Source organism: Microvirgula curvata (genome assembly GCF_054781615.1).
In genome coordinates, this window is sequence record NZ_BAAGUB010000005.1 from 1 (window position 1) to 18,426 (window position 18,426).

Consider the following 18,426-nt stretch of genomic DNA (forward strand, 5'->3'; position numbering starts at 1 on the left):
GCGCCTACACTTATCGGTTGTCTGTTTTGTTAAAGAGCGTTTTTCCGAACTGAATCAGCGACTTGCTGCTTCGGCCGGCGCTGCGTCGTGCAGCGAGGAAGCGAACTATACGTTCACTCCCCGACTCCGTCAAGCGACCGCAGCGAATTTTCTGGCACGAATTCGCTATCTGACTGTTTTAAAATGCACTATGCGGCAGCGATCAGCACGCGATCAAGCCATCGCTGCGGCAGCAGATGCCACAAGAACCAGAACAGATGGGTCGGAAACGTGACCCGGTAGCGCGCCCTGGGCCGTCGGGACTCCAGCGAACGCGCCACGACGGCCGCCACCGCCTCGGCCGGCAGCGTCATCCGGCTGCTGGCGTCCGGCTTGCCGAGGCGGGCCAGCTCCTGCCGGTAACGCGCGGCATGTGCACTGTGCTCCATGTCGATGTTTGCATGCAGGCGCACCAGGGCATTGGGGCGGAAGCGGCTGACAATCGGCCCGGGTTCGATCAGGCTGACCCCGATACCGCTGCCGTCGAGTTCCAGCCTCAGCGTATCGGCCAGGCCCTCCATGGCGAACTTGCTGGCGTTGTACGCCCCCCGCCAGCGCATGGCGGCAAAGCCGAGCACCGACGAGTTGAACAGGATCCGCCCCCGCCCCTGCCGCCGCATCAGGGGCAGCACGGCGGCCGTCAGTTCCCAGGCGCCGAACAGATTGGTTTCGAACTGGGCACGCAGTGCCGCGCGCGGCACGTCTTCCACCGCCCCCGGCTGGCCGAAGCCGGCATTGTTGAACAGCGCATCCAGCCGGCCGCCGGTTTCCTTCTCTATATGAGTGACCGCGGCATGGATTGAATCACTGTCATCGACATCCAGCCACAGTGCATCCGGAAACGATGCCAGCAGGGTGTCCACGTCCTGCTGGCGCCGGGCGGCAGCAAAGACCCGCCAGCCCTGCCGGTGCAGCAGGGTGGCCGTCGCCAGCCCGATGCCGCTCGAACAACCGGTGATCAGGATCGATCTGGTTTCCATGGTGATAAGCCCTTTTTAATCGCCAAACGTTAAAACGCACAGCTTAGTATTCCATTTCTTCCCGATTTTCCACGGAGACCATTTTGGGCCTGCATTCCATTGGCACCCCCCTGATGTACGTCGGCTTCTTCAGCGCCGTCATCGCGATGATCGCCATCGACATCATCGCCCTGAACAAAAAAGGTGATCACAAAGTTGGCGTGAAGGAAGCGCTCGGCTGGACTGCCGTCTGGGTTTCCATCGCCATGCTGTTCAATCTGTGGCTGTGGTGGCACATCAAGTCGGATGTCAGCAGCGGGCTGGACGAGATGGCCCGCTCGGCCCTGGCCGACCAGAAGGCGCTGGAATTCCTGACCGGCTACCTGATCGAGAAATCGCTGGCCGTCGACAATATCTTCGTGTTCCTGCTGATCTTCGGCTATTTCAAGGTACCGGTCGAATACCAGCGCCGCGTCCTGCTGTACGGCGTGCTGGGCGCGGTGGTCATGCGCGCGATCATGATCGTGGTCGGGGCAGCGCTGGTCGCCCGCTTCGAGTGGGTGCTGTACCTGTTCGGCGCCTTCCTGATCTTCACCGGGATCAAGATGATGATGCCGGAGAAGGAAGCCGGGGATGATCTCGGCAACAACCGGCTGGTCAAATGGCTGCGCGGCCATCTGCGCATGACCAAGGACTTCCATGGCGAGCACTTCTTTGTCCGCAAGGGCGGCATCCTGTGGGCAACGCCAATGTTCCTGGTGCTGACCATGATCGAAGTGTCCGACGTGGTGTTCGCTGTCGACAGCATCCCGGCCATCTTCGCGGTGACGCTGGACCCGTTCATCGTCATGACGTCGAACATCTTCGCCATCCTCGGCCTGCGGGCGATGTATTTCCTGCTGGCGGATGTGGCCGACCGCTTCCACCTGCTGAAGTACGGGCTGGCGGTGGTGCTGACCTTTATCGGCACGAAGATGCTGCTGCTGCACGTGTACAAGATTCCGACCGTCATTTCGCTGACGGTGGTGTTTGCGGTGATTACCACGTCCATCGTGCTGTCGCTGCTGTCCACGCGCAAGAACCAGTAAAAAATGTCGCATTCCGGTTATTTCACCGGCGAAAGTGTCGTTTCAGTGAAATGCCACTACCGGTCTAGAGTGTAAACTCCACAATGCTGAAACGACCTGCCATGGCAGGTCGTTTTTCATTTCATCCCGTGGAGTTTCATTTTGCGTTTGAGCATCAACAAGCCGTCCTTCCCTTCCGCCCTGTCCGCACTGGCGCTGGCCCTGGCGGCTGGCGGCGCCTCCGCTGCCGGTTTCCAGCTGTCGGAGCAGAGCGTCACGGCGCTGGGACGCGCCTACGCCGGTGCCGGCATCGTCGGCGACGACCTGTCGGCCGCGTTCTACAACCCCGCCGGCATGACGCTGAACAGCGGCACGTCGGTTCAGGCCGGTGTGGTCGCCGTCAATGTGCGCCCGAGTTTTGACGGCACCGAGAACGGCCGCCCGGTCCATGGCAACGGCAGCGGCTGGGCCGGCATTCCCAATGCCTATCTGGTTGCCTCGCCGACCGATCGCCTGCGCCTCGGTCTGGCCATCACCGCCCCGTACGGACTGAAGACCGACTATGGCAGTCGCTGGGCCGGTGCCGATCACGGTTACAAGAGCTCCATTGTCACCATCGACATCAATCCGTCGCTCGCCTATCGGGTCAATGACTGGCTCAGCGTCGGCGCCGGCGTATCGGCCCAGTATGCGCGGGCCAAGTTCAGCGCCCGGGCGATGAATGTGGTCGATACCCAGGTCGACGCCGATGGCTGGGACTATGGCTACAATGCCGGCGTGATGCTGACGCCGGGCGCGAATACCCGCATCGGCCTGTCGTACCGCTCGAAAATCGATCACCATGAAACCGGCGATGCCCATGTCGGCAAGCTCGGTTACGGCGTCCACGCCGACGTGACGGTGCCGGAGTCGGTCGAACTGACCGGTCTCCAGCGCCTTGACGATCGCTGGTCGGTCACCGGCAGTGTCCGCTGGAGCAACTGGTCGCGGCTGCAGTCGATCGACATCCACCCCGACAGCAACGGTCTGCCGATCAGCCTGCCGCAGAACTGGGGTGACTCGTGGTATTTCTCGCTCGGCACGGACTATCGCCATGATGACCAGTGGACCTTCCGCGGCGGTCTCGCCTACGAGACCACGCCGATCAAGCGCGCCGAGGACCGTACACCGATCATTCCCGACTCGGACCGGCTGTGGACCTCGCTCGGCGCCAGCTGGCGACTCGATGCCCATTCGACGCTGGATTTTGCCTATGCGCACCTGTTCAGCGTCGGCGACCGCGCCAGCCGGCACAAGGTGGGCGGGTCGACGCTGGATGGCGAATACTCGCTGGCCGGCGACCTGTTCGGCCTCCAGTACCAGTACCGGTTCTGAACCGGCGCTGCCTGCCGCCGACCGACCGGAACCACCGGACGGCGGCGGTTTTTTTGCGCCATCGATATTCATTGGCGGCTTATCTGGCCGCAGCCTGGCGTTTCTCGTTACAATTCCGTCGTTTTGTTCACAGCAGACATCATGGTCAAGACTGCCAAATCCCCCGCCAGTTTCGAAGAAGCCGTCGCCCAGCTCGAAGGGCTGATCCGCGAACTGGAAAGCGGTGAGCTGCCGCTGGACGGCGCGCTGTCCGCATACAAGCAGGGCAGCGAGCTGCTGTCGTTCTGCCAGAGCCGGCTGACCGACGCCGAGCAGCAACTGAAAGTGCTGGAGAACGGCGTGCTGCGCCCGCTGGAGCCCGGCAATGACTGATACCGGACTGGCTGGCTGGATGCAGGCCATGCAGCAGCGCACGGAAACGGCGCTGGACGCCCGTCTGCCCGGTCTCGACCATAGCGCCCGCGATCTGTCGGCCGCGATGCGTTACGCCGTGCTCGGCGGTGGCAAGCGTGTGCGTCCGCTGCTGGTATTCGCCGCCGGCGAGCTGGCAAAGGCGCCATGGCCGGCCCTCGATGCGGCCGCCTGCGCGGTCGAACTGGTCCACGCCTATTCCCTCGTGCACGACGACCTGCCGTGCATGGATGACGATGTGCTGCGTCGCGGCAAGCCGACCTGTCATGTCGCTCATGGCGAAGCCACAGCGCTGCTGGCCGGCGACGCGCTGCAGACGCTGGCTTTCGATGCGCTGTCGGCCCCGCTGGACGATGTCCCGGCCGGCCGCCAGTTGCAGATGCTGCAATGCCTCGCCCGCGCCAGCGGCGCGGCCGGCATGTGCGGCGGCCAGGCCATTGACCTGGCATCGGTCGGCCAGCCGCTGGAGCAGACCGAACTCGAGTACATGCACTGCCTGAAGACCGGCGCGCTGATCCGGGCCGCCGTGCTGCTCGGCGCCCATGCCGGACAGGCCGACCGCGCCATGCTCGATGCACTGGACGCCTACGCCAAGCGCATCGGTCTCGCCTTCCAGGTCATCGATGACGTTCTCGACTGCGAGGGCGATGCGGCGACACTCGGCAAGACCGCCGGCAAGGATGCCGCCCATGACAAACCGACCTATGTCAGCCTGATGGGACTGGGCGAAGCGAAAGCCTATGCGCGTGCGCTGCACGCCGACGCCCTCGCCGCCCTCGCCCCGTTCGGCGATCGCGCGCGGCGCCTGGGCGAACTGGCCGACTATATTGTCGTGCGTTCGTTCTGACTCGTCTGCCAACCCGAGCCGGCGGCCTTGCCGTCGGCCTTCATACCGATAGCAACATGACTGCGCTGCTCGACACCATTCAGACCCCGGCCGATCTCAGACGGCTCGATCGCAAGCAGCTGCCCCAGCTTGCCGAAGAACTTCGCGACTTCCTGGTCGAATCGGTCAGCCGGACCGGGGGGCATTTCGCGTCCAATCTGGGCTCGATCGAACTGACCATCGCCCTGCACTACCTGTACAACACGCCGGAAGACCGTCTGGTCTGGGATGTCGGCCATCAAACCTATCCGCACAAGATCCTGACCGGTCGCCGTGAGCGCATGGGCACCATGCGCCAGAAAGGCGGTCTGGCCGGTTTCCCCAAGCGCGAAGAATCCGAATACGACACTTTTGGCGTCGGCCATTCCTCGACCTCGATCGGTGCGGCGCTCGGCATGGCCGCCGCGGCCAAACTGACCGGTTCCGGCCGGCGCGTGGTTGCCGTGATCGGCGATGGTGCAATGACGGCCGGTCAGGCGTTCGAGGCACTGAACAATGCCGGGGCGATGGATACCGACCTGCTGGTGATCCTCAACGACAACGACATGTCGATTTCGCCGAATGTCGGCGCGCTGAACCATTATCTGACCAAGCTGATGAGCGGCCGCTTCTACGCGACGATGAAGGAAGGCTCGAACAAGGTGCTCGGCATCGCCCCGCCGCTGCAGAAGCTGGCGCACAAGGCGGAAGAGCAGCTGAAAAGCCTGATTACGCCGGGCACGCTGTTCGAGGAATTCGGTTTCAACTATCTGGGGCCGATCGACGGTCACGACCTGCCGACGCTGATCGACACGCTGTCGAACGTGAAAAAGCTCAAGGGACCGCAGTTCCTGCATGTGGTCACCCGCAAGGGCCACGGCTACAAGCTGGCCGAGAACGATCCGATCGCCTACCACGGCGTTTCCAGGTTCAGCCCGCAGGACGGGCTGCCGGCCGGCAAGACCGGCGGCGGCAAGCCGACCTATACCCAGGTGTTCGGCGACTGGCTGTGCGACATGGCCACGCTCGACGAGCGGCTGGTCGGCATCACGCCGGCGATGCGCGAAGGCTCGGGCATGGTCCGCTTCGAAAAGGAGCACCCGACACGCTACTTCGACGTCGGCATTGCCGAACAGCACGCGGTGACTTTTGCCGCCGGACTGGCCTGTGAAGGGCGCAAGCCGGTGGTCGCCATCTATTCGACCTTCCTGCAGCGCGCCTATGATCAGCTGATTCACGATGTGGCAATCCAGAACCTGCCGGTCATGTTCGCCATCGACCGTGCCGGCCTGGTCGGCGCCGACGGCCCGACCCACGCCGGTGCGTTCGACCTGTCCTATCTGCGCTGCATCCCGAACCTGATCGTGCTGGCACCGTCGGACGAGAACGAATGCCGGCAGATGCTGTATACCGCCTTCCTGCACGATGGCCCCAGTGCCGTGCGCTATCCGCGCGGCAGCGGCCCCAACGCTGCCATCGAGACCGACATGCACCCGCTGCCGCTCGGCCGTGGCGTGGTACGGCGTCAGGGCAAGCGGATCGCGATCTGTGCCTTCGGCAGCATGGTGCAGCCGGCGCTGGCCGCGGCCGAAGCACTGGATGCCACCGTGGCCGACATGCGCTTCGTCAAGCCGCTTGACCGCGAACTGCTGCGTTCGCTGGCGGACAGCCACGACTGGCTGGTCACCATCGAGGAGAACGAGATCATGGGTGGCGCCGGCAGCGCCGTGCTCGAAGCGCTGGCCGAAGCCGGCATCGACCGGCCGGTACTGCAGCTCGGCCTGCCCGACCATTTCGTCGAGCATGGCGATCCGGCGCTGCTGCTGGCCGAATGCGGGCTCGATGCTGCCGGCATTGAACGGTCGATTCGCGCCCGGTTCGCCCTGTAAGCGCTTCCCGGCGTCACGGCCTGGACGGCCGTGACGCGCGATGTCCGACTTCTTTACTCGGGTATTGGCGGCCGATATAATTCCGAACTTGATCTGCATCAGGATTCAGAATTTTCCGATGACCTCTGCCGCCATTCCCGACGTGCAAAGCACGCCCGATACCCGCAATATCGCCATCAACAAGGTCGGCATCAAGTCGATCCGCCATCCGGTTCGCGTCGCCGACCGGGCGGGCGGGGTCCAGCACACCATTGGCGTGTTCAACATGTACGTGCATCTGCCGCACAATTTCAAGGGCACGCACATGTCACGTTTCGTCGAGATCCTCAATATGCATGAGCGCGAGATCTCGGTGGAGAATTTCGAGTCCATCGTGCGCGACATGTGCGAACGGCTCGAAGCCGAATCCGGTTATCTGGAAATGAGTTTCCCGTACTTCATCGACAAGACCGCGCCGGTTTCCGGGGTAAAGAGTCTGCTCGATTACGACATCACCTATGTCGGCGAACTGCGCGGCGGCAAGTATTCGTTCACCATGAAGGCACTGGTACCGGTCACCAGTCTGTGCCCGTGTTCGAAAAAGATTTCCGAGCGCGGCGCACACAACCAGCGTTCGCACATCACCATCACCGCCACCACCAATGCCCATGTGTGGATCGAGGAGCTGGTCGCGATCGCCGAAAGCCAGGCGTCGTGCGAACTGTACGGCCTGCTGAAGCGCCCGGACGAGAAGTACGTGACCGAGCGCGCTTACGACAACCCGAAGTTCGTCGAGGATCTGGTGCGCGATGTCGCCGCCGCGGTCCACAGTGATCCGCGCATCGATGCCTATGTAGTGGAAAGCGAGAATTTCGAGTCGATCCACAATCACTCGGCCTATGCGCTGATTGAGCGCGACAAGCGCGTGCAGGGCTGATTCGCACAGTCCCGCAAGCCGGAAACGGACACCTCGCGTGTCCGTTTTTCATTGCCCGATACAGACAATTACAACTGGGTATCCCGGCACAATAGATCAGCAATAGCTGGCATCAATAATGACCGTGTCACCCCCTGCTGCAAGAGGCCAGCATCATGTCACGGATCTTACGATCGCTTTCCGTCGTCGCCCTGCTGATGGGCGCGACCGCCCCGGCGTTCGCCGACGGGCAATTCAACAGCGCACTGGGCGGCGCACTCGGCGGTGGTCTTGGCGCGGCCATCGGTGGCCAGGCCGGCGGCAGCGACGGGGCCATTATCGGCGGTGCGCTCGGTGGCGCGCTCGGCGCGGCGGTGGCCACCCCGCGTGAAGATGTCCGCTATATCGGCTATCGCGATGATGACTATCGCCGCCCGCCGCCACGTTACGACAACGGCTGGCATAACGGCTGGAACCGGCCGGTCTATCGCCCTGGGCCGCCACGCGGAGACTGGCGCTACGACCATGACCGCTGGGACCGGCGCGACCGGGGATGGGACCGTCATGACCGCGGCTGGGACCGGCATGACCGCGGTTGGGACCGGGGTCGCGGCGACGGCTGGCGTCACGACTGATTCATGATTTTCTGCGGCCGGACGCTACCCACGTCCGGCCGCAGTCACATTCAGCAGGTGGCAAGGCCTTCAACTGGCGCAGATCGATAGAGGGATACGATGCCATGCAGAGAGCGGATCGGCCGGGAGGCCCGCCACTGTCGTCAGCCGTGATGACGAGGTAGCATGCGGCCCCGGCCCCTTCGGGGCAAATCCCGGAGCACCCTGATGCACAAAGACCTGCACGAGGCGAACCGGCTGTCGTGGAACGCCGCCACAGTGGCCCACAACAGCCACAAGGGCGACCAGGCCGCCTTCTTCCGCGCTGGCGGCTCGACGCTGTTCCCCGAAGAATGTGAACTGCTCGGCGATATCGCCGGACTGGAGCTGCTGCACCTGCAATGCAATGCCGGACAGGACAGTCTCAGCCTCGCCCGGCTCGGCGCCCGCGTGACCGGTGTCGATATTGCCGACGAGGCGATCGACTTCGCCAGCCAGTTGGCACGCGACAGCGGCATCCCGGCCCGCTTCGAGCGCGCCGACCTGTTCGACTGGTTCGATGCCGCGATCCATGACGGCCGCCGCTTCGACCGGGTGTTCGCGTCCTATGGTGCGCTGTGCTGGCTGTCCGATCTCGGGACCTGGGCGCGCGGCATTGCCGGCGTGCTCAAACCCGGCGGTCACTTCACCCTGGTCGAATTTCACCCGTACGCGATGGTGTTCGACCCGCACTGGACACCTCATTACGACTATTTCCATGCCGGACCGGTTACCGAGGAGGATGGCGTCGGTGATTATGTCGCCGACTCGGGCAAGGGACTGGCACCGGTCGACTATCAGCCGGGTATCGTGCAGTTCAACAATCCGCACCCGAGCCATGAATTCAGCTGGGGCATCGCCGAGGTAGTCAGCGCGCTGATCGCGGCCGGGCTGCGCATCGAACGACTGAACGAGTATCCGTATTCGAATGGCTGGCGCGGCTTCGATGACATGCGCGAGCTCGAAGGCCGGCGTATGGCGCCGCCAGCCCACCTGCCGACGCTGCCGCTGATGTACGGCCTCACCGCCCGCCACGGCTGAGTGGTACCTGTGCTGCTTGAACAGTCATTTACATCTGGTTCACGGATGCCAACAGCGTGGCAACACCTGTCTCCGATAATGGATCCACAACATTGAATACCCATCCAGAGAGGCACCCACCATGACCCGAACGGCCACACGTTTTCTGCTGACCCTTCTCCTTGCCGGCGGCATCGCGGCACCGGCCATGGCCGGCGGCGCGGAATGGGACGCCGCCCTTGGCGGTGCACTGGGCGGCGGCCTGGGCGCTGCCGTCGGCCAGCACCTGGGCGGCCGCAATGGTGCCATCATCGGTGGTGCCGCCGGTGGCGGCCTGGGTGCGGCCGTGACCGCACCGGAAGAACGCCGGGTCGATTACCGCCGTTCGGACCGGGGCTACCATCGCGGCCACTACAAGCACAAACACAAGCACGACCGTCACTGGGATTGATGGTTTCGCCCTGGGGCGCGTCATTCCCTCCGCGCCCCGTCAGCACCGCCCGCCCCGTCGTGGGCGTTTTTTATTTGCATCTGGCGGAAATGCGGTGACGGCGTCATCATCAGCCGATCAACATCCCGACACCGGATCATGACCGAGACCCTGATATTGACTGCCACCGACAAGCGCGGCCGCTATGCCGAGCTGCTCCCGCAACTGGAAGCCCTGGCAGAGGAAAGCGATGCCGTCGCGCGCCAGGCCAATCTGGCCGCTGCCCTGCACCAGGCTTTTGGCTGGCACTGGGTCGGCTTCTACCGCGTCGACGGACAGCAACTGGTGCTCGGGCCGTTCCAGGGACCGGTTGCCTGCACCCGCATTCCATTCGGCCGCGGCGTCTGCGGCACGGCGTGGCGGGACAAGTGCACTCTGGTGGTCGACGACGTCGACGCCTTTCCCGGCCATATCGCCTGCTCCAGCCTGAGCCGGTCCGAGATCGTGGTACCCGTTTTCGACCGTGACGGCCAGGTCGCCGGGGTGCTGGATGTCGATGCGATCGACATCGGTCACTTTGACGACATCGACCGCGACGCGCTGGAACAGTTGTCGGCCCGGCTGACCGGGCTGCATCCGTATCCCCTGTAACCGCACGCACCGCCAGAAAGGCCGCCCGCCATGACGCCGATTTCCGATACCGCGCTGAAGCAACTGTTTGTCGATGCCCGCACGCACAGCCACTGGCAGCCCCGCCCGGTGCCGGACGCGGTACTGCGCTCGCTGTACGAGATGCTGCGCCATGCGCCGACCAGTGCCAACTGCTCGCCGGCCCGCTTCGTATTCGTCCGGTCCGCTGAAGGCAAGGCGCGGCTGAAACCGTGCCTGGCCGCCGGCAATGTCGACAAGACCATGGCCGCGCCGGTCACGGCCATCGTCGCCCATGACAGCCAGTTCACCGAGCTGCTGCCGCGGCTGTATCCGCACGCCGACGCCCGCAGCTGGTTTGCCGGCAACCAGCCGCTGACCGATGTCACGGCATTCCGCAATGGCACGCTGCAGGGCGGCTACCTGATCCTGGCCGCGCGGGCGCTCGGGCTGGATTGCGGTCCGATGTCCGGTTTCGACAATGCGGCGCTGGATGCCGAGTTCTTTCCCGACGGCCGCTGGAAGTCGAATTTTCTGGTCAATCTCGGCTTCGGCGAGGCCGGCAAGCTGCATGCCCGCTCGCCCCGACTGACGTTCGACGACGCCTGCCGGCTGGCCTGAGCCCCCGGCCGTGCGCCGCGGGCGCAAGGCCTGCAGTATACTTTGTGCCACTTTCACCTCCATTCAGGTAAGCCCATGTACCAGCTCGTCCGCCCACTGCTGTTCCGGCTCGATGCCGAAAAAGCCCACCATCTGGCGCTGAACAGCCTGCGCACGCTGAACAACTGGGGTCTCGACGGCTTCCTGAACCGGCCGGTCGCGGACTGCCCGGTCGACGTCATGGGCATGAAGTTCCCGAATCCGGTCGGCCTGGCCGCGGGCCTGGACAAGAACGGCGAATACATCGATGCACTGGCCGGCATGGGCTTCGGCTTTATCGAGGTCGGCACGGTCACGCCGCTGCCGCAGCCGGGCAACCCGCGCCCGCGCATGTTCCGGCTGACCGAAGCCGAAGCCATCATCAACCGCATGGGTTTCAACAACCTCGGCGTCGACAATCTGGTCGAGAACGTGCGCCGCGTCCGCTACCGCGGCATTCTCGGCATCAATATCGGCAAGAATGCCAGCACGCCGAACGACCGTGCCATCGACGACTACCTGATCTGCCTGAACAAGGTCTATCCGCACGCCAGCTATGTCGCGGTCAACATTTCATCGCCGAACACCAGGAACCTGCGCGACCTGCAGGGCGGCGAGCAGTTGAACCAGTTGCTGAACGCGCTGCACATGCGCCAGCTCGAACTGGCGGACCAGCACGGCCGCTATGTGCCGCTGGCGATCAAGATCGCACCGGATCTGGACACCATCGCCATCCGCGAGATTGCCGACATGCTGGCCTTCCACCGCATGGATGCCGTCATCGCCACCAATACCACCGTGTCGCGCAATGGCGTACTGCACCTGCCCGGAGCCGCCGAGACCGGCGGGCTGTCCGGCGCGCCGCTGGTCGGCAAGTCCACCGAGGTCATCACCGAACTGGCGACCGCCCTGGCCAGCCGGCTGCCGATCATCGGCGTCGGCGGCATCCTGCGTGGCGACCAGGGCTGGGAGAAGCTCCAGGCCGGCGCCTCGCTGCTTCAGCTGTACAGCGGCCTGATCTACAAGGGCCAGAGTCTGGTCGGCGATACGGCCGACGCCTGCCGCTATTACTTCGACCAGAATCCGACCCGGCGCGTGTTCCAGCGCGTGGTGTCGCAGGCGGCCGAACCCGAAGCGGAAGAGGCGGCACCGCGCATGGAAAGCATGGACATCCCCGATTTCAATGCCGGGCAAACCGGCGACGTGGAGGTGGCAGCGAGCGACGCCGGCGCACCAGCGACGACCGGCGAAACGCCGGCAGCGGATGCCGGAGCGCCCCAGCCAGCCGCCACACCGTCGGACGCCCCTCCCGCCGCGCCGGCATCGCAGCCATCCGGCAACCACTCCCGGCTGGTCTGACCCCCGGGCGCCGGCTGGCGACAGCCGGTCAGCTATTTAATGATTGGCTAATGTTCAAATCAAACACTAGCGAATGAAGTCCACACGAGGTCCAAAGATGCTCAATACCTTTGTCAAACCCGCACTGGTCGCGACCGTGGCCGCCCTGACCCTGGCCGGCTGCGCCAGCAACTCGGCGTCGCTGTATACCACCAGCCAGGCGCAGCGCGTGCAGACCGTCGAGCTTGGCACCGTGGTCTCGGTGCAGAATGCCCGTATCCAGGGCGACAACAATCCGCTGTACACGCTGGGTGGTGCAGCCCTTGGCGGGCTGGCCGGCAGCAATGTCGGCAAGGGTACCGGCGCGGCCGCCGGCGCCATTGTCGGGGCACTGCTCGGCGGCGCGGCCACCAATGCCGCGCAGAAGAACATGGGGGGCCAGGCCGCCTACGAGATTACCGTGCAGCTGGATACCGGCCGCACGATCTCGATCGTCCAGCAGGCCGATACGCCGATCAGCAGCGGCATGCGCGTGCGCGTGCTGTCCGGCGGCGGTGCCGACCGCGTCGTCCCGCTGTAACGCCCCCTGCCGTGGTGACCGGCGCCGGCTCAGTCCGGCCCGGCATCGGCCGCCACGCGGCGCCACTGCCCGTCCACCAGACGCTCCAGCGGCTGGTAGCGGGTCTTGTACGCCATCTTGCGGCACTCGCGGACCCAGTAGCCCAGGTACAGGTACGGCAGCTGCAGCCGGACCGACAGGCCGATCTGCCACAGCACGTTGTAGACACCGTAGCTGGCCTTCTCGTCATCCGGGTCGAAGAAGGTGTAGACCGCTGACAGGCCGTCGTCCAGCCGGTCGATCAGGCTGACCATCTTCAGCACGCCATTGTCGCGAAATTCGGCCAGCCAGCTGTCGACGCCGCTTTTCAGAATGAATTCGGTGTACTGGCTGCGGTCGTCCCCGGCCATGCTGCCGCCGGCATGCCGGCTGCTCTGGTAGCGCTGATACAGCTGGTAGTGTTCCTCGTCGTAGCCCAGCGGCAGCAGCCGCGCACTCAGGCCACCGTGCCGGCGGGCGGCGCGGCGCTGGCTGCGGTCCGACGCGAACTCGCTGACCGGGATGCGCACCGACACGCAGGCCGCACAGTGGTCGCAATACGGCCGGTAGGTAAACAGCCCGCTGCGGCGAAAGCCGATCTTGACCAGCTGGCTGTACACCCGGGTATCGATCGCCTCGGACGGGATGGCGACCTGCGACCGCGCCTGACGATCGTCCAGGTAGCTGCACGGATAGGGTGCCGTCGCATAAAAATGGACGGTGAAGATCCTGTCGTTATCGCGATGGCTCATTGTCGTGCCGCCAGTTCCACAGTCCGGCCGGCGCGGGCGCGTCGACTGCCGGTTTCAATCGGGCCACGAACGCGTCGCGGGAAATTTCCCGCCCGCCCAGGCTCGCCAGGTGTGCGGTCTTCATCTGGCAGTCGATCATCGGCACGCCGGCCGCTGCCAGACGGCGAACCAGATGGACAAGGGCCAGCTTGGACCCGTCGCTGGCGCGCGAAAACATCGATTCGCCGAAGAACATGCGTCCGAGCATGATCCCGTACAGACCGCCAACCAGTTCGCCATCGATGCGGGTCTCGACCGAGTGCGCATGGCCCATGCGGTGCAATTCGGTATAGGCAGTAATGATGTCGTCGGTGATCCAGGAGCTGGGGCGGGCCGGCGTGGGCGCGGCGCACTCGCGCATCACGCGGGGGAAATCGGTGTCGACGGTAATCGAATAGCGACGATGGGCCAGTGTCTTTGCCAGCGAGCGCGTCACCCGCAGCTCATCGGTGAACAGCACCATGCGCGGTGCCGGACTCCACCACAGCACCGGCTCGCCGTCGGAAAACCACGGGAAGATGCCCTGGCGGTAGGCGTCGAGCAAACGGGCCGGATGCAGCTCCAGCCCGGCGGCCAGCAATCCGTTCGGGTCCGCCATGGCGGTATCGAGCGGAGGAAACGGGTCGCCGGGCCGCAGCCATGCGATCATGGTTCGGTTTCGAGATTGCGGTGTTCGCAGTTAACTTTCTGGCACTTCGCGTACAGGTACAGCGCATGGTCCTCGATGGCGAAGCCATGGCGTTCGGCGATGCGGTCCTGCAGGGTTTCCAGTTCCGGTTCAAAGAATTCGACCACGCGGCCACAGTCGAGACAGACCAGATGATCGTGGTGATGACCGTGGTTCAGCTCGTAAACGGCACGGCCGGATTCGAAATGGTGACGCATCAGGATGCCCGCCTGCTCGAACTGGGTGAGCACGCGGTAGACCGTCGCCAGCCCGACATCGATATGCTCGGCCAGCAATTTGCGGTAAACATCCTCGGCGGACAAATGCCCCTGGGTACTGGACTCGAACAGATTGAGGATCTTGAGTCGCGGTCCGGTGGCCTTCAGGCCGATGCTCTTCAGTTGTTCTGCCTGATTCATGATTCTGCCTGATTCATTGTGTAGACGTGGTACCTCTTCGCTTTTCAGCTATGATATAGCCTTTTCGCGCCTTGCCCAACTCAGCCCCGGACATGTTCAAGACTAAGCTCGCGCCTCTCGCTTCCGTTCTGCTCCTCTCTGCTTGCAGTCTGCAGAGTCTTCCCGGCTTCCTGCAGCCGCACACCATTGATATTCAGCAAGGGAATGTTGTAACGCAAGATGAAATCGACAAGCTTCGGGTCGGCATGACCCGTTCGCAGGTCCGCTTCGTCCTCGGCACGCCGATGCTGGCCGACATGTTCCACGCCAATCGCTGGGACTATCAGTTCCAGCTGCGCCGTGCCGGCAAGCTTGAAGATGCCAAACGCTTCAGCGTCATCTTCGAGAACGACCTGCTCGCCCGCTGGGAAGGCGACGGCTTCCCGCCGCGCCGTCCGCAGGTCATCGATGCAGTCGCAATCCCGGCCGCCGCCGATGGTGCAGCACCGGCCACGGCGCCGGCCGCCGACAGCGCGCAGGACACGGCAAAATGAGCGACATCAAGCTGGTTATCGCCGGTTGCGGCGGCCGCATGGGTCGTTCGCTGATCGAAGCCGTGCTGGCCACGCCCGGCGTGCGCCTGCACGCCGCGCTGGAACGCGACGGCAATCCGCTGATCGGCCAGGACGCCGGTCTGGCCATCGGCCAGCAGACCGGCGTGGCAATCGGCAGCGATGTCGACGCGGCGCTGGCCGGCGCCGATGCGCTGATCGACTTCACCCGCCCGGAAGGCTCGCTGGCGTTCCTCGCCGCCTGCCGTCGCCATGGCGTGAACCACATCATCGGCACCACCGGTTTCGATGACGCGGCCCGCGCGGCGATTGCCGAGGCCGGCACCGAGATCGGCATCGTCTGCGCGCCGAACTTCTCGGTCGGCGTGAACCTGAGCTTCAAGCTGCTCGACATCGCCGCCCGCGTGCTCAACGAGGGGTTCGATGTCGAAATCCTTGAAGCGCACCATCGCTACAAGGTCGATGCCCCGTCCGGCACCGCGCTGCGCATGGGCGAGGTAGTGGCCAATGCACTGGGCCGCGACCTGAAGACCTGCGCGGTCTACGGCCGCGAAGGCGTGACCGGTGAACGCGACCCGAACACCATCGGCTTTGCCACCGTGCGTGGCGGCGACGTGGTCGGCGACCACACCGTGCTGTTCGCCGCCCTCGGCGAACGGGTCGAGATCACCCACAAGGCCTCCAGCCGCCTGACCTTTGCCAACGGCGCCGTTCGCGCCGCCCGCTGGCTGGCCGGGCAGCCGCGCGGCCTGTACGACATGCAGGACGTGCTCGGCCTGCGCTGACCGGCAGACCGACCCCGTCCATGCTGCTCCGCCCGGCCCGTCTTGCCGCCCTGCTGCTGCTCCTGACCGGTGGCGTCGCCATCGTGACGCTGCTGCTCGGGGTCGGCAGCGGCTGGCGCGACGTGCTGGCCGGTGACCCCTTCGCCATCGAACTCATTACCCGGTTGCGTGCCCCGCGCCTGCTGACGGCCATGGCCGCCGGCTGCGTGCTGGCGGTTGCCGGCGCTGCCATGCAGGCCCAGTTCCGCAATCCGCTGGCCGAGCCGGGACTGATCGGCGTGTCGTCCGGAGCCGCGCTCGGCGCGGCCTTTGCGCTGTCGCTCGGTGCCGGCGGCTGGATCGTGGCGCTGGTCAGCTTTGCCGGTGCCCTGCTGGCCTCGACCGTTGCCCAGCGTATTGCCGGGCTGCGCGCCGGCACCGCCGACCTGCTGCTGGCCGGCGTCGCCGTCAACAGCTTTGCCGGCGCCGCGCTGACACTGATCATCACCTTTGCCGACGATCGCACGCTGCGCGGCATTACCTTCTGGCTGCTCGGCAGCTTTACGCTGGCCGACTGGCCGATGGCGCTGAGCCTGCTGGCCATTGCCGCCCTGATCACACTCTGGATCTGGCGCTGCTGGCCGCTGCTGAACACCCTGCTGCTGGGCGAGCGGGTCGCTTTCCACACCGGTTTCGACGCCGCCCGCGAACGCCGCAAGCTGACCATTCTGACCGCCGCCGCCGTCGGCATCACCGTGGCGGCAGTCGGCACCATCAGCTTTGTCGGGCTGATCGTTCCGCACATTCTCCGCCGCCTGTCCGGCGGTCACTACCGCACACTGATCCCGCTGACGGCGTTGGGCGGCGCATTCGCCCTGGCCCTGGCCGATCTGGTCGCGCGCCAGGTGATGCCGCCGAACGAATTGCCGGTCGGCGCCATCACCAGTCTGGCCGGTGCGCCATTCTTCCTGTGGCTGCTGCGCGGCCGGCGGTCGGCATGAGCCTGGCGGCCGAGCAGCTTGGCCTCGCACACGGCGCACAGCAACGGCTGGCACAGGTGTCACTGACCGTCGCCCCCGGCGAGCTGATTGCCGTGCTCGGTGCGAATGGCGCCGGCAAGTCGACGCTGCTGGCACTGCTGGCTGGCGAAACCCTCCCCGGCAGCGGGCAGGTCACGCTCGGCGGCCAGCCGCTGCGTCGGCAATCTCCCCGGCAGCTGGCGCGCCAGCGCGCACTGCTGCCGCAGCGGCTGGAGTCTGCGCCGGGACTGCGTGCGCGCGACGTGATTGCCGTCGGCCTGTTTCCGCATGATCAGGACTGGAACCCTGCCCTGCCTGCCCTGCAGCGCGCACTGGCACTCAGCGACAGCCTGTCGCTGATCGACCGCGACTATGACGCCCTGTCCGGCGGCGAACAGGCACGGGTGCAACTGGCCCGGGTCTTCGTTCAGGTGCTGGCCGGCAAGGGAGAACGCTATCTGCTGCTGGACGAACCGGCGGCAGCGCTCGACCTCGCCCATCAGGAAACACTGCTGCGGGCCTGCCGCACGCTGGCTCACCAGGATGGCATCGGGGTGATCGCCGTGCTGCACGATCTGAACCTGGCTGCGCGCCACGCCGACCGCATCGCCCTGTTCGCCCGCGGCCGGCTGGTCGCAGACGACACACCGGCCCTGGCGCTGACGGCGGCACGGATTGCCGATGTGTTCGACCAGCCGGTGCACGTGCTGGCACATCCGACCCGGCCCGACATTCCGGTGTTCGTGCCGGCCGACCCCGACCGCTGATTACCGCTGCCCGGACTCAGTCGCGGAAGTTGTTGAACTGCAGCGGCACGTCGGTCACTTCCTTGCGCACCAGGGCAATGGTTTCCTGCAGCAGATCGCGCTTGGCGCCGGACACACGCACGGTATCGCCCTGGATCGACGCCTGCACCTTCAGCTTGGCATCCTTGATCAGCTTGACCAGCCGCTTGGCCAGCTCGGTCTCCACCCCGACCTTGACGGTCACGGTCTGCTTGACCTTGTTGCCACTGACCTTGTCCAGCTTGCCGTAATCAAGACAGCGGACATCGACGTCGCGCTTGGCCAGCTTGGTGATCAGAATGTCCTTGACCTGGTCGAGCTGGAAATCGCTGTCCGCATACACGGTCAGCACCTTGTCGGCCAGTTCCACCCGGGCGTCCGAGCCCTTGAAATCGTAGCGGGTGCCGACTTCCTTGTTGGTCTGGTCCAGCGCATTCTTGACCTCGACCAGGTTCACTTCCGACACGATATCGAACGACGGCATGACATGATTCCTTTCGGGGCAATGTAAACCGGCAATTGTACCCGAGCTGTCATGGCACACTGGAAGTCCGGTTTCATCTTTTTCCTAATCCATTTTCTCCGTATTCCTAACGATTTCCCGC

Annotated in this window: 22 protein-coding genes; 17 read left to right on the top strand and 5 right to left on the bottom strand. The window is 64.9% G+C overall.

Annotation, left to right across the window (positions count from 1 at the left end; all coding sequences use genetic code 11):
• Positions 1-188: 188 nt before the first annotated feature.
• Positions 189-1,019, bottom strand: a complete 831-nt coding sequence (locus tag ACYVG8_RS04045) for an SDR family NAD(P)-dependent oxidoreductase (protein ID WP_107890008.1) — start codon at positions 1,017-1,019, stop codon at positions 189-191.
• A 113-nt stretch (positions 1,020-1,132) separates the two neighbouring features.
• On the opposite strand from ACYVG8_RS04045, the gene ACYVG8_RS04050 reads away from it, so the two are divergent.
• The 13 genes from ACYVG8_RS04050 to ACYVG8_RS04110 all read left to right on the top strand — a co-directional run bounded on the left by ACYVG8_RS04050 (position 1,133) and on the right by ACYVG8_RS04110 (position 12,807).
• Complete coding sequence (locus ACYVG8_RS04050) at positions 1,133-2,086, top strand: TerC family protein (protein WP_036385831.1); 954 nt, start codon at positions 1,133-1,135, stop codon at positions 2,084-2,086.
• Between the two features lie 141 nt (positions 2,087-2,227).
• A complete protein-coding gene (locus tag ACYVG8_RS04055; protein ID WP_159076085.1) occupies positions 2,228-3,439 on the top strand; it encodes an OmpP1/FadL family transporter in 1,212 nt (403 codons plus the stop codon).
• Positions 3,440-3,580: 141 nt separating this feature from the next.
• Positions 3,581-3,811, top strand: coding sequence for an exodeoxyribonuclease VII small subunit (locus ACYVG8_RS04060; protein WP_028499076.1), 231 nt, complete (start codon positions 3,581-3,583; stop codon positions 3,809-3,811).
• The gene (locus ACYVG8_RS04065; protein WP_107890009.1) at positions 3,804-4,697 is read left to right on the top strand and encodes a polyprenyl synthetase family protein; all 894 of its coding nucleotides are present in this window, start codon (positions 3,804-3,806) and stop codon (positions 4,695-4,697) included. The genes ACYVG8_RS04060 and ACYVG8_RS04065 overlap by 8 nt, the downstream gene beginning before the upstream one ends.
• Positions 4,698-4,753: 56 nt before the next feature.
• Positions 4,754-6,604 carry a 1-deoxy-D-xylulose-5-phosphate synthase gene (gene dxs / locus ACYVG8_RS04070; RefSeq protein ID WP_460745050.1) on the top strand — a complete coding sequence of 617 codons (1,851 nt, stop codon included), beginning with the start codon at positions 4,754-4,756 and terminating at the stop codon, positions 6,602-6,604.
• A gap of 118 nt (positions 6,605-6,722) precedes the next feature.
• Positions 6,723-7,520, top strand: coding sequence for a GTP cyclohydrolase FolE2 (gene folE2 / locus ACYVG8_RS04075; protein WP_107890011.1), 798 nt, complete (start codon positions 6,723-6,725; stop codon positions 7,518-7,520).
• A 155-nt stretch (positions 7,521-7,675) separates the two neighbouring features.
• Complete coding sequence (locus ACYVG8_RS04080) at positions 7,676-8,134, top strand: hypothetical protein (protein ID WP_199489847.1); 459 nt, start codon at positions 7,676-7,678, stop codon at positions 8,132-8,134.
• 207 nt (positions 8,135-8,341) lie between these two features.
• A complete protein-coding gene (locus ACYVG8_RS04085) occupies positions 8,342-9,193 on the top strand; it encodes a class I SAM-dependent methyltransferase (protein ID WP_107890012.1) in 852 nt (283 codons plus the stop codon).
• Between the two features lie 121 nt (positions 9,194-9,314).
• Positions 9,315-9,623, top strand: coding sequence for a hypothetical protein (locus ACYVG8_RS04090; RefSeq protein WP_036385788.1), 309 nt, complete (start codon positions 9,315-9,317; stop codon positions 9,621-9,623).
• Between the two features lie 138 nt (positions 9,624-9,761).
• Positions 9,762-10,253, top strand: coding sequence for a GAF domain-containing protein (locus ACYVG8_RS04095; RefSeq protein ID WP_107890013.1), 492 nt, complete (start codon positions 9,762-9,764; stop codon positions 10,251-10,253).
• Positions 10,254-10,283: 30 nt separating this feature from the next.
• Positions 10,284-10,871, top strand: coding sequence for a malonic semialdehyde reductase (locus tag ACYVG8_RS04100; protein WP_107890014.1), 588 nt, complete (start codon positions 10,284-10,286; stop codon positions 10,869-10,871).
• 75 nt (positions 10,872-10,946) lie between these two features.
• Complete coding sequence (locus ACYVG8_RS04105; RefSeq protein ID WP_107890015.1) at positions 10,947-12,248, top strand: quinone-dependent dihydroorotate dehydrogenase; 1,302 nt, start codon at positions 10,947-10,949, stop codon at positions 12,246-12,248.
• Between the two features lie 97 nt (positions 12,249-12,345).
• Positions 12,346-12,807: an outer membrane lipoprotein gene (locus tag ACYVG8_RS04110; protein ID WP_028499069.1), complete on the top strand. Its 462-nt coding sequence runs from the start codon at positions 12,346-12,348 to the stop codon at positions 12,805-12,807.
• Positions 12,808-12,836: 29 nt separating this feature from the next.
• On the opposite strand, the gene ACYVG8_RS04115 is transcribed toward ACYVG8_RS04110, so the two are convergent.
• The 3 genes from ACYVG8_RS04115 to fur are packed head-to-tail and all read right to left on the bottom strand — an operon-like array spanning position 12,837 to position 14,702.
• On the bottom strand, positions 12,837-13,577 hold the full coding sequence (locus tag ACYVG8_RS04115; protein WP_028499068.1) for an arginyltransferase: 741 nt from the start codon (positions 13,575-13,577) through the stop codon (positions 12,837-12,839).
• Positions 13,561-14,265 (bottom strand): leucyl/phenylalanyl-tRNA--protein transferase, encoded by a 705-nt coding sequence (gene aat, locus ACYVG8_RS04120; RefSeq protein ID WP_028499067.1) that lies wholly within the window; start codon positions 14,263-14,265, stop codon positions 13,561-13,563. The genes ACYVG8_RS04115 and aat overlap by 17 nt, the downstream gene beginning before the upstream one ends.
• The gene (gene fur, locus ACYVG8_RS04125; protein ID WP_199489846.1) at positions 14,262-14,702 is read right to left on the bottom strand and encodes a ferric iron uptake transcriptional regulator; all 441 of its coding nucleotides are present in this window, start codon (positions 14,700-14,702) and stop codon (positions 14,262-14,264) included. The genes aat and fur overlap by 4 nt, the downstream gene beginning before the upstream one ends.
• 92 nt (positions 14,703-14,794) lie before the next feature.
• Between fur and ACYVG8_RS04130 the strand changes: the two genes are divergently transcribed.
• Genes ACYVG8_RS04130 through ACYVG8_RS04145 form a run of 4 tightly spaced genes read left to right on the top strand, consistent with a single transcriptional unit; the run spans position 14,795 to position 17,803 of the window.
• Positions 14,795-15,235 (top strand): outer membrane protein assembly factor BamE, encoded by a 441-nt coding sequence (locus ACYVG8_RS04130; RefSeq protein ID WP_084300001.1) that lies wholly within the window; start codon positions 14,795-14,797, stop codon positions 15,233-15,235.
• Positions 15,232-16,038, top strand: coding sequence for a 4-hydroxy-tetrahydrodipicolinate reductase (gene dapB, locus ACYVG8_RS04135; RefSeq protein WP_036385785.1), 807 nt, complete (start codon positions 15,232-15,234; stop codon positions 16,036-16,038). Before ACYVG8_RS04130 ends, dapB begins: the two co-directional genes overlap by 4 nt.
• A gap of 20 nt (positions 16,039-16,058) precedes the next feature.
• Complete coding sequence (locus tag ACYVG8_RS04140) at positions 16,059-17,018, top strand: FecCD family ABC transporter permease (protein WP_460745051.1); 960 nt, start codon at positions 16,059-16,061, stop codon at positions 17,016-17,018.
• Positions 17,015-17,803 carry a heme ABC transporter ATP-binding protein gene (locus ACYVG8_RS04145; protein WP_107890381.1) on the top strand — a complete coding sequence of 263 codons (789 nt, stop codon included), beginning with the start codon at positions 17,015-17,017 and terminating at the stop codon, positions 17,801-17,803. The genes ACYVG8_RS04140 and ACYVG8_RS04145 overlap by 4 nt, the downstream gene beginning before the upstream one ends.
• 16 nt (positions 17,804-17,819) lie before the next feature.
• Here ACYVG8_RS04145 and ACYVG8_RS04150 read toward each other — a convergent pair whose 3' ends face one another.
• Positions 17,820-18,305, bottom strand: a complete 486-nt coding sequence (locus ACYVG8_RS04150; protein WP_028499062.1) for a YajQ family cyclic di-GMP-binding protein — start codon at positions 18,303-18,305, stop codon at positions 17,820-17,822.
• Positions 18,306-18,426: the final 121 nt, after the last annotated feature.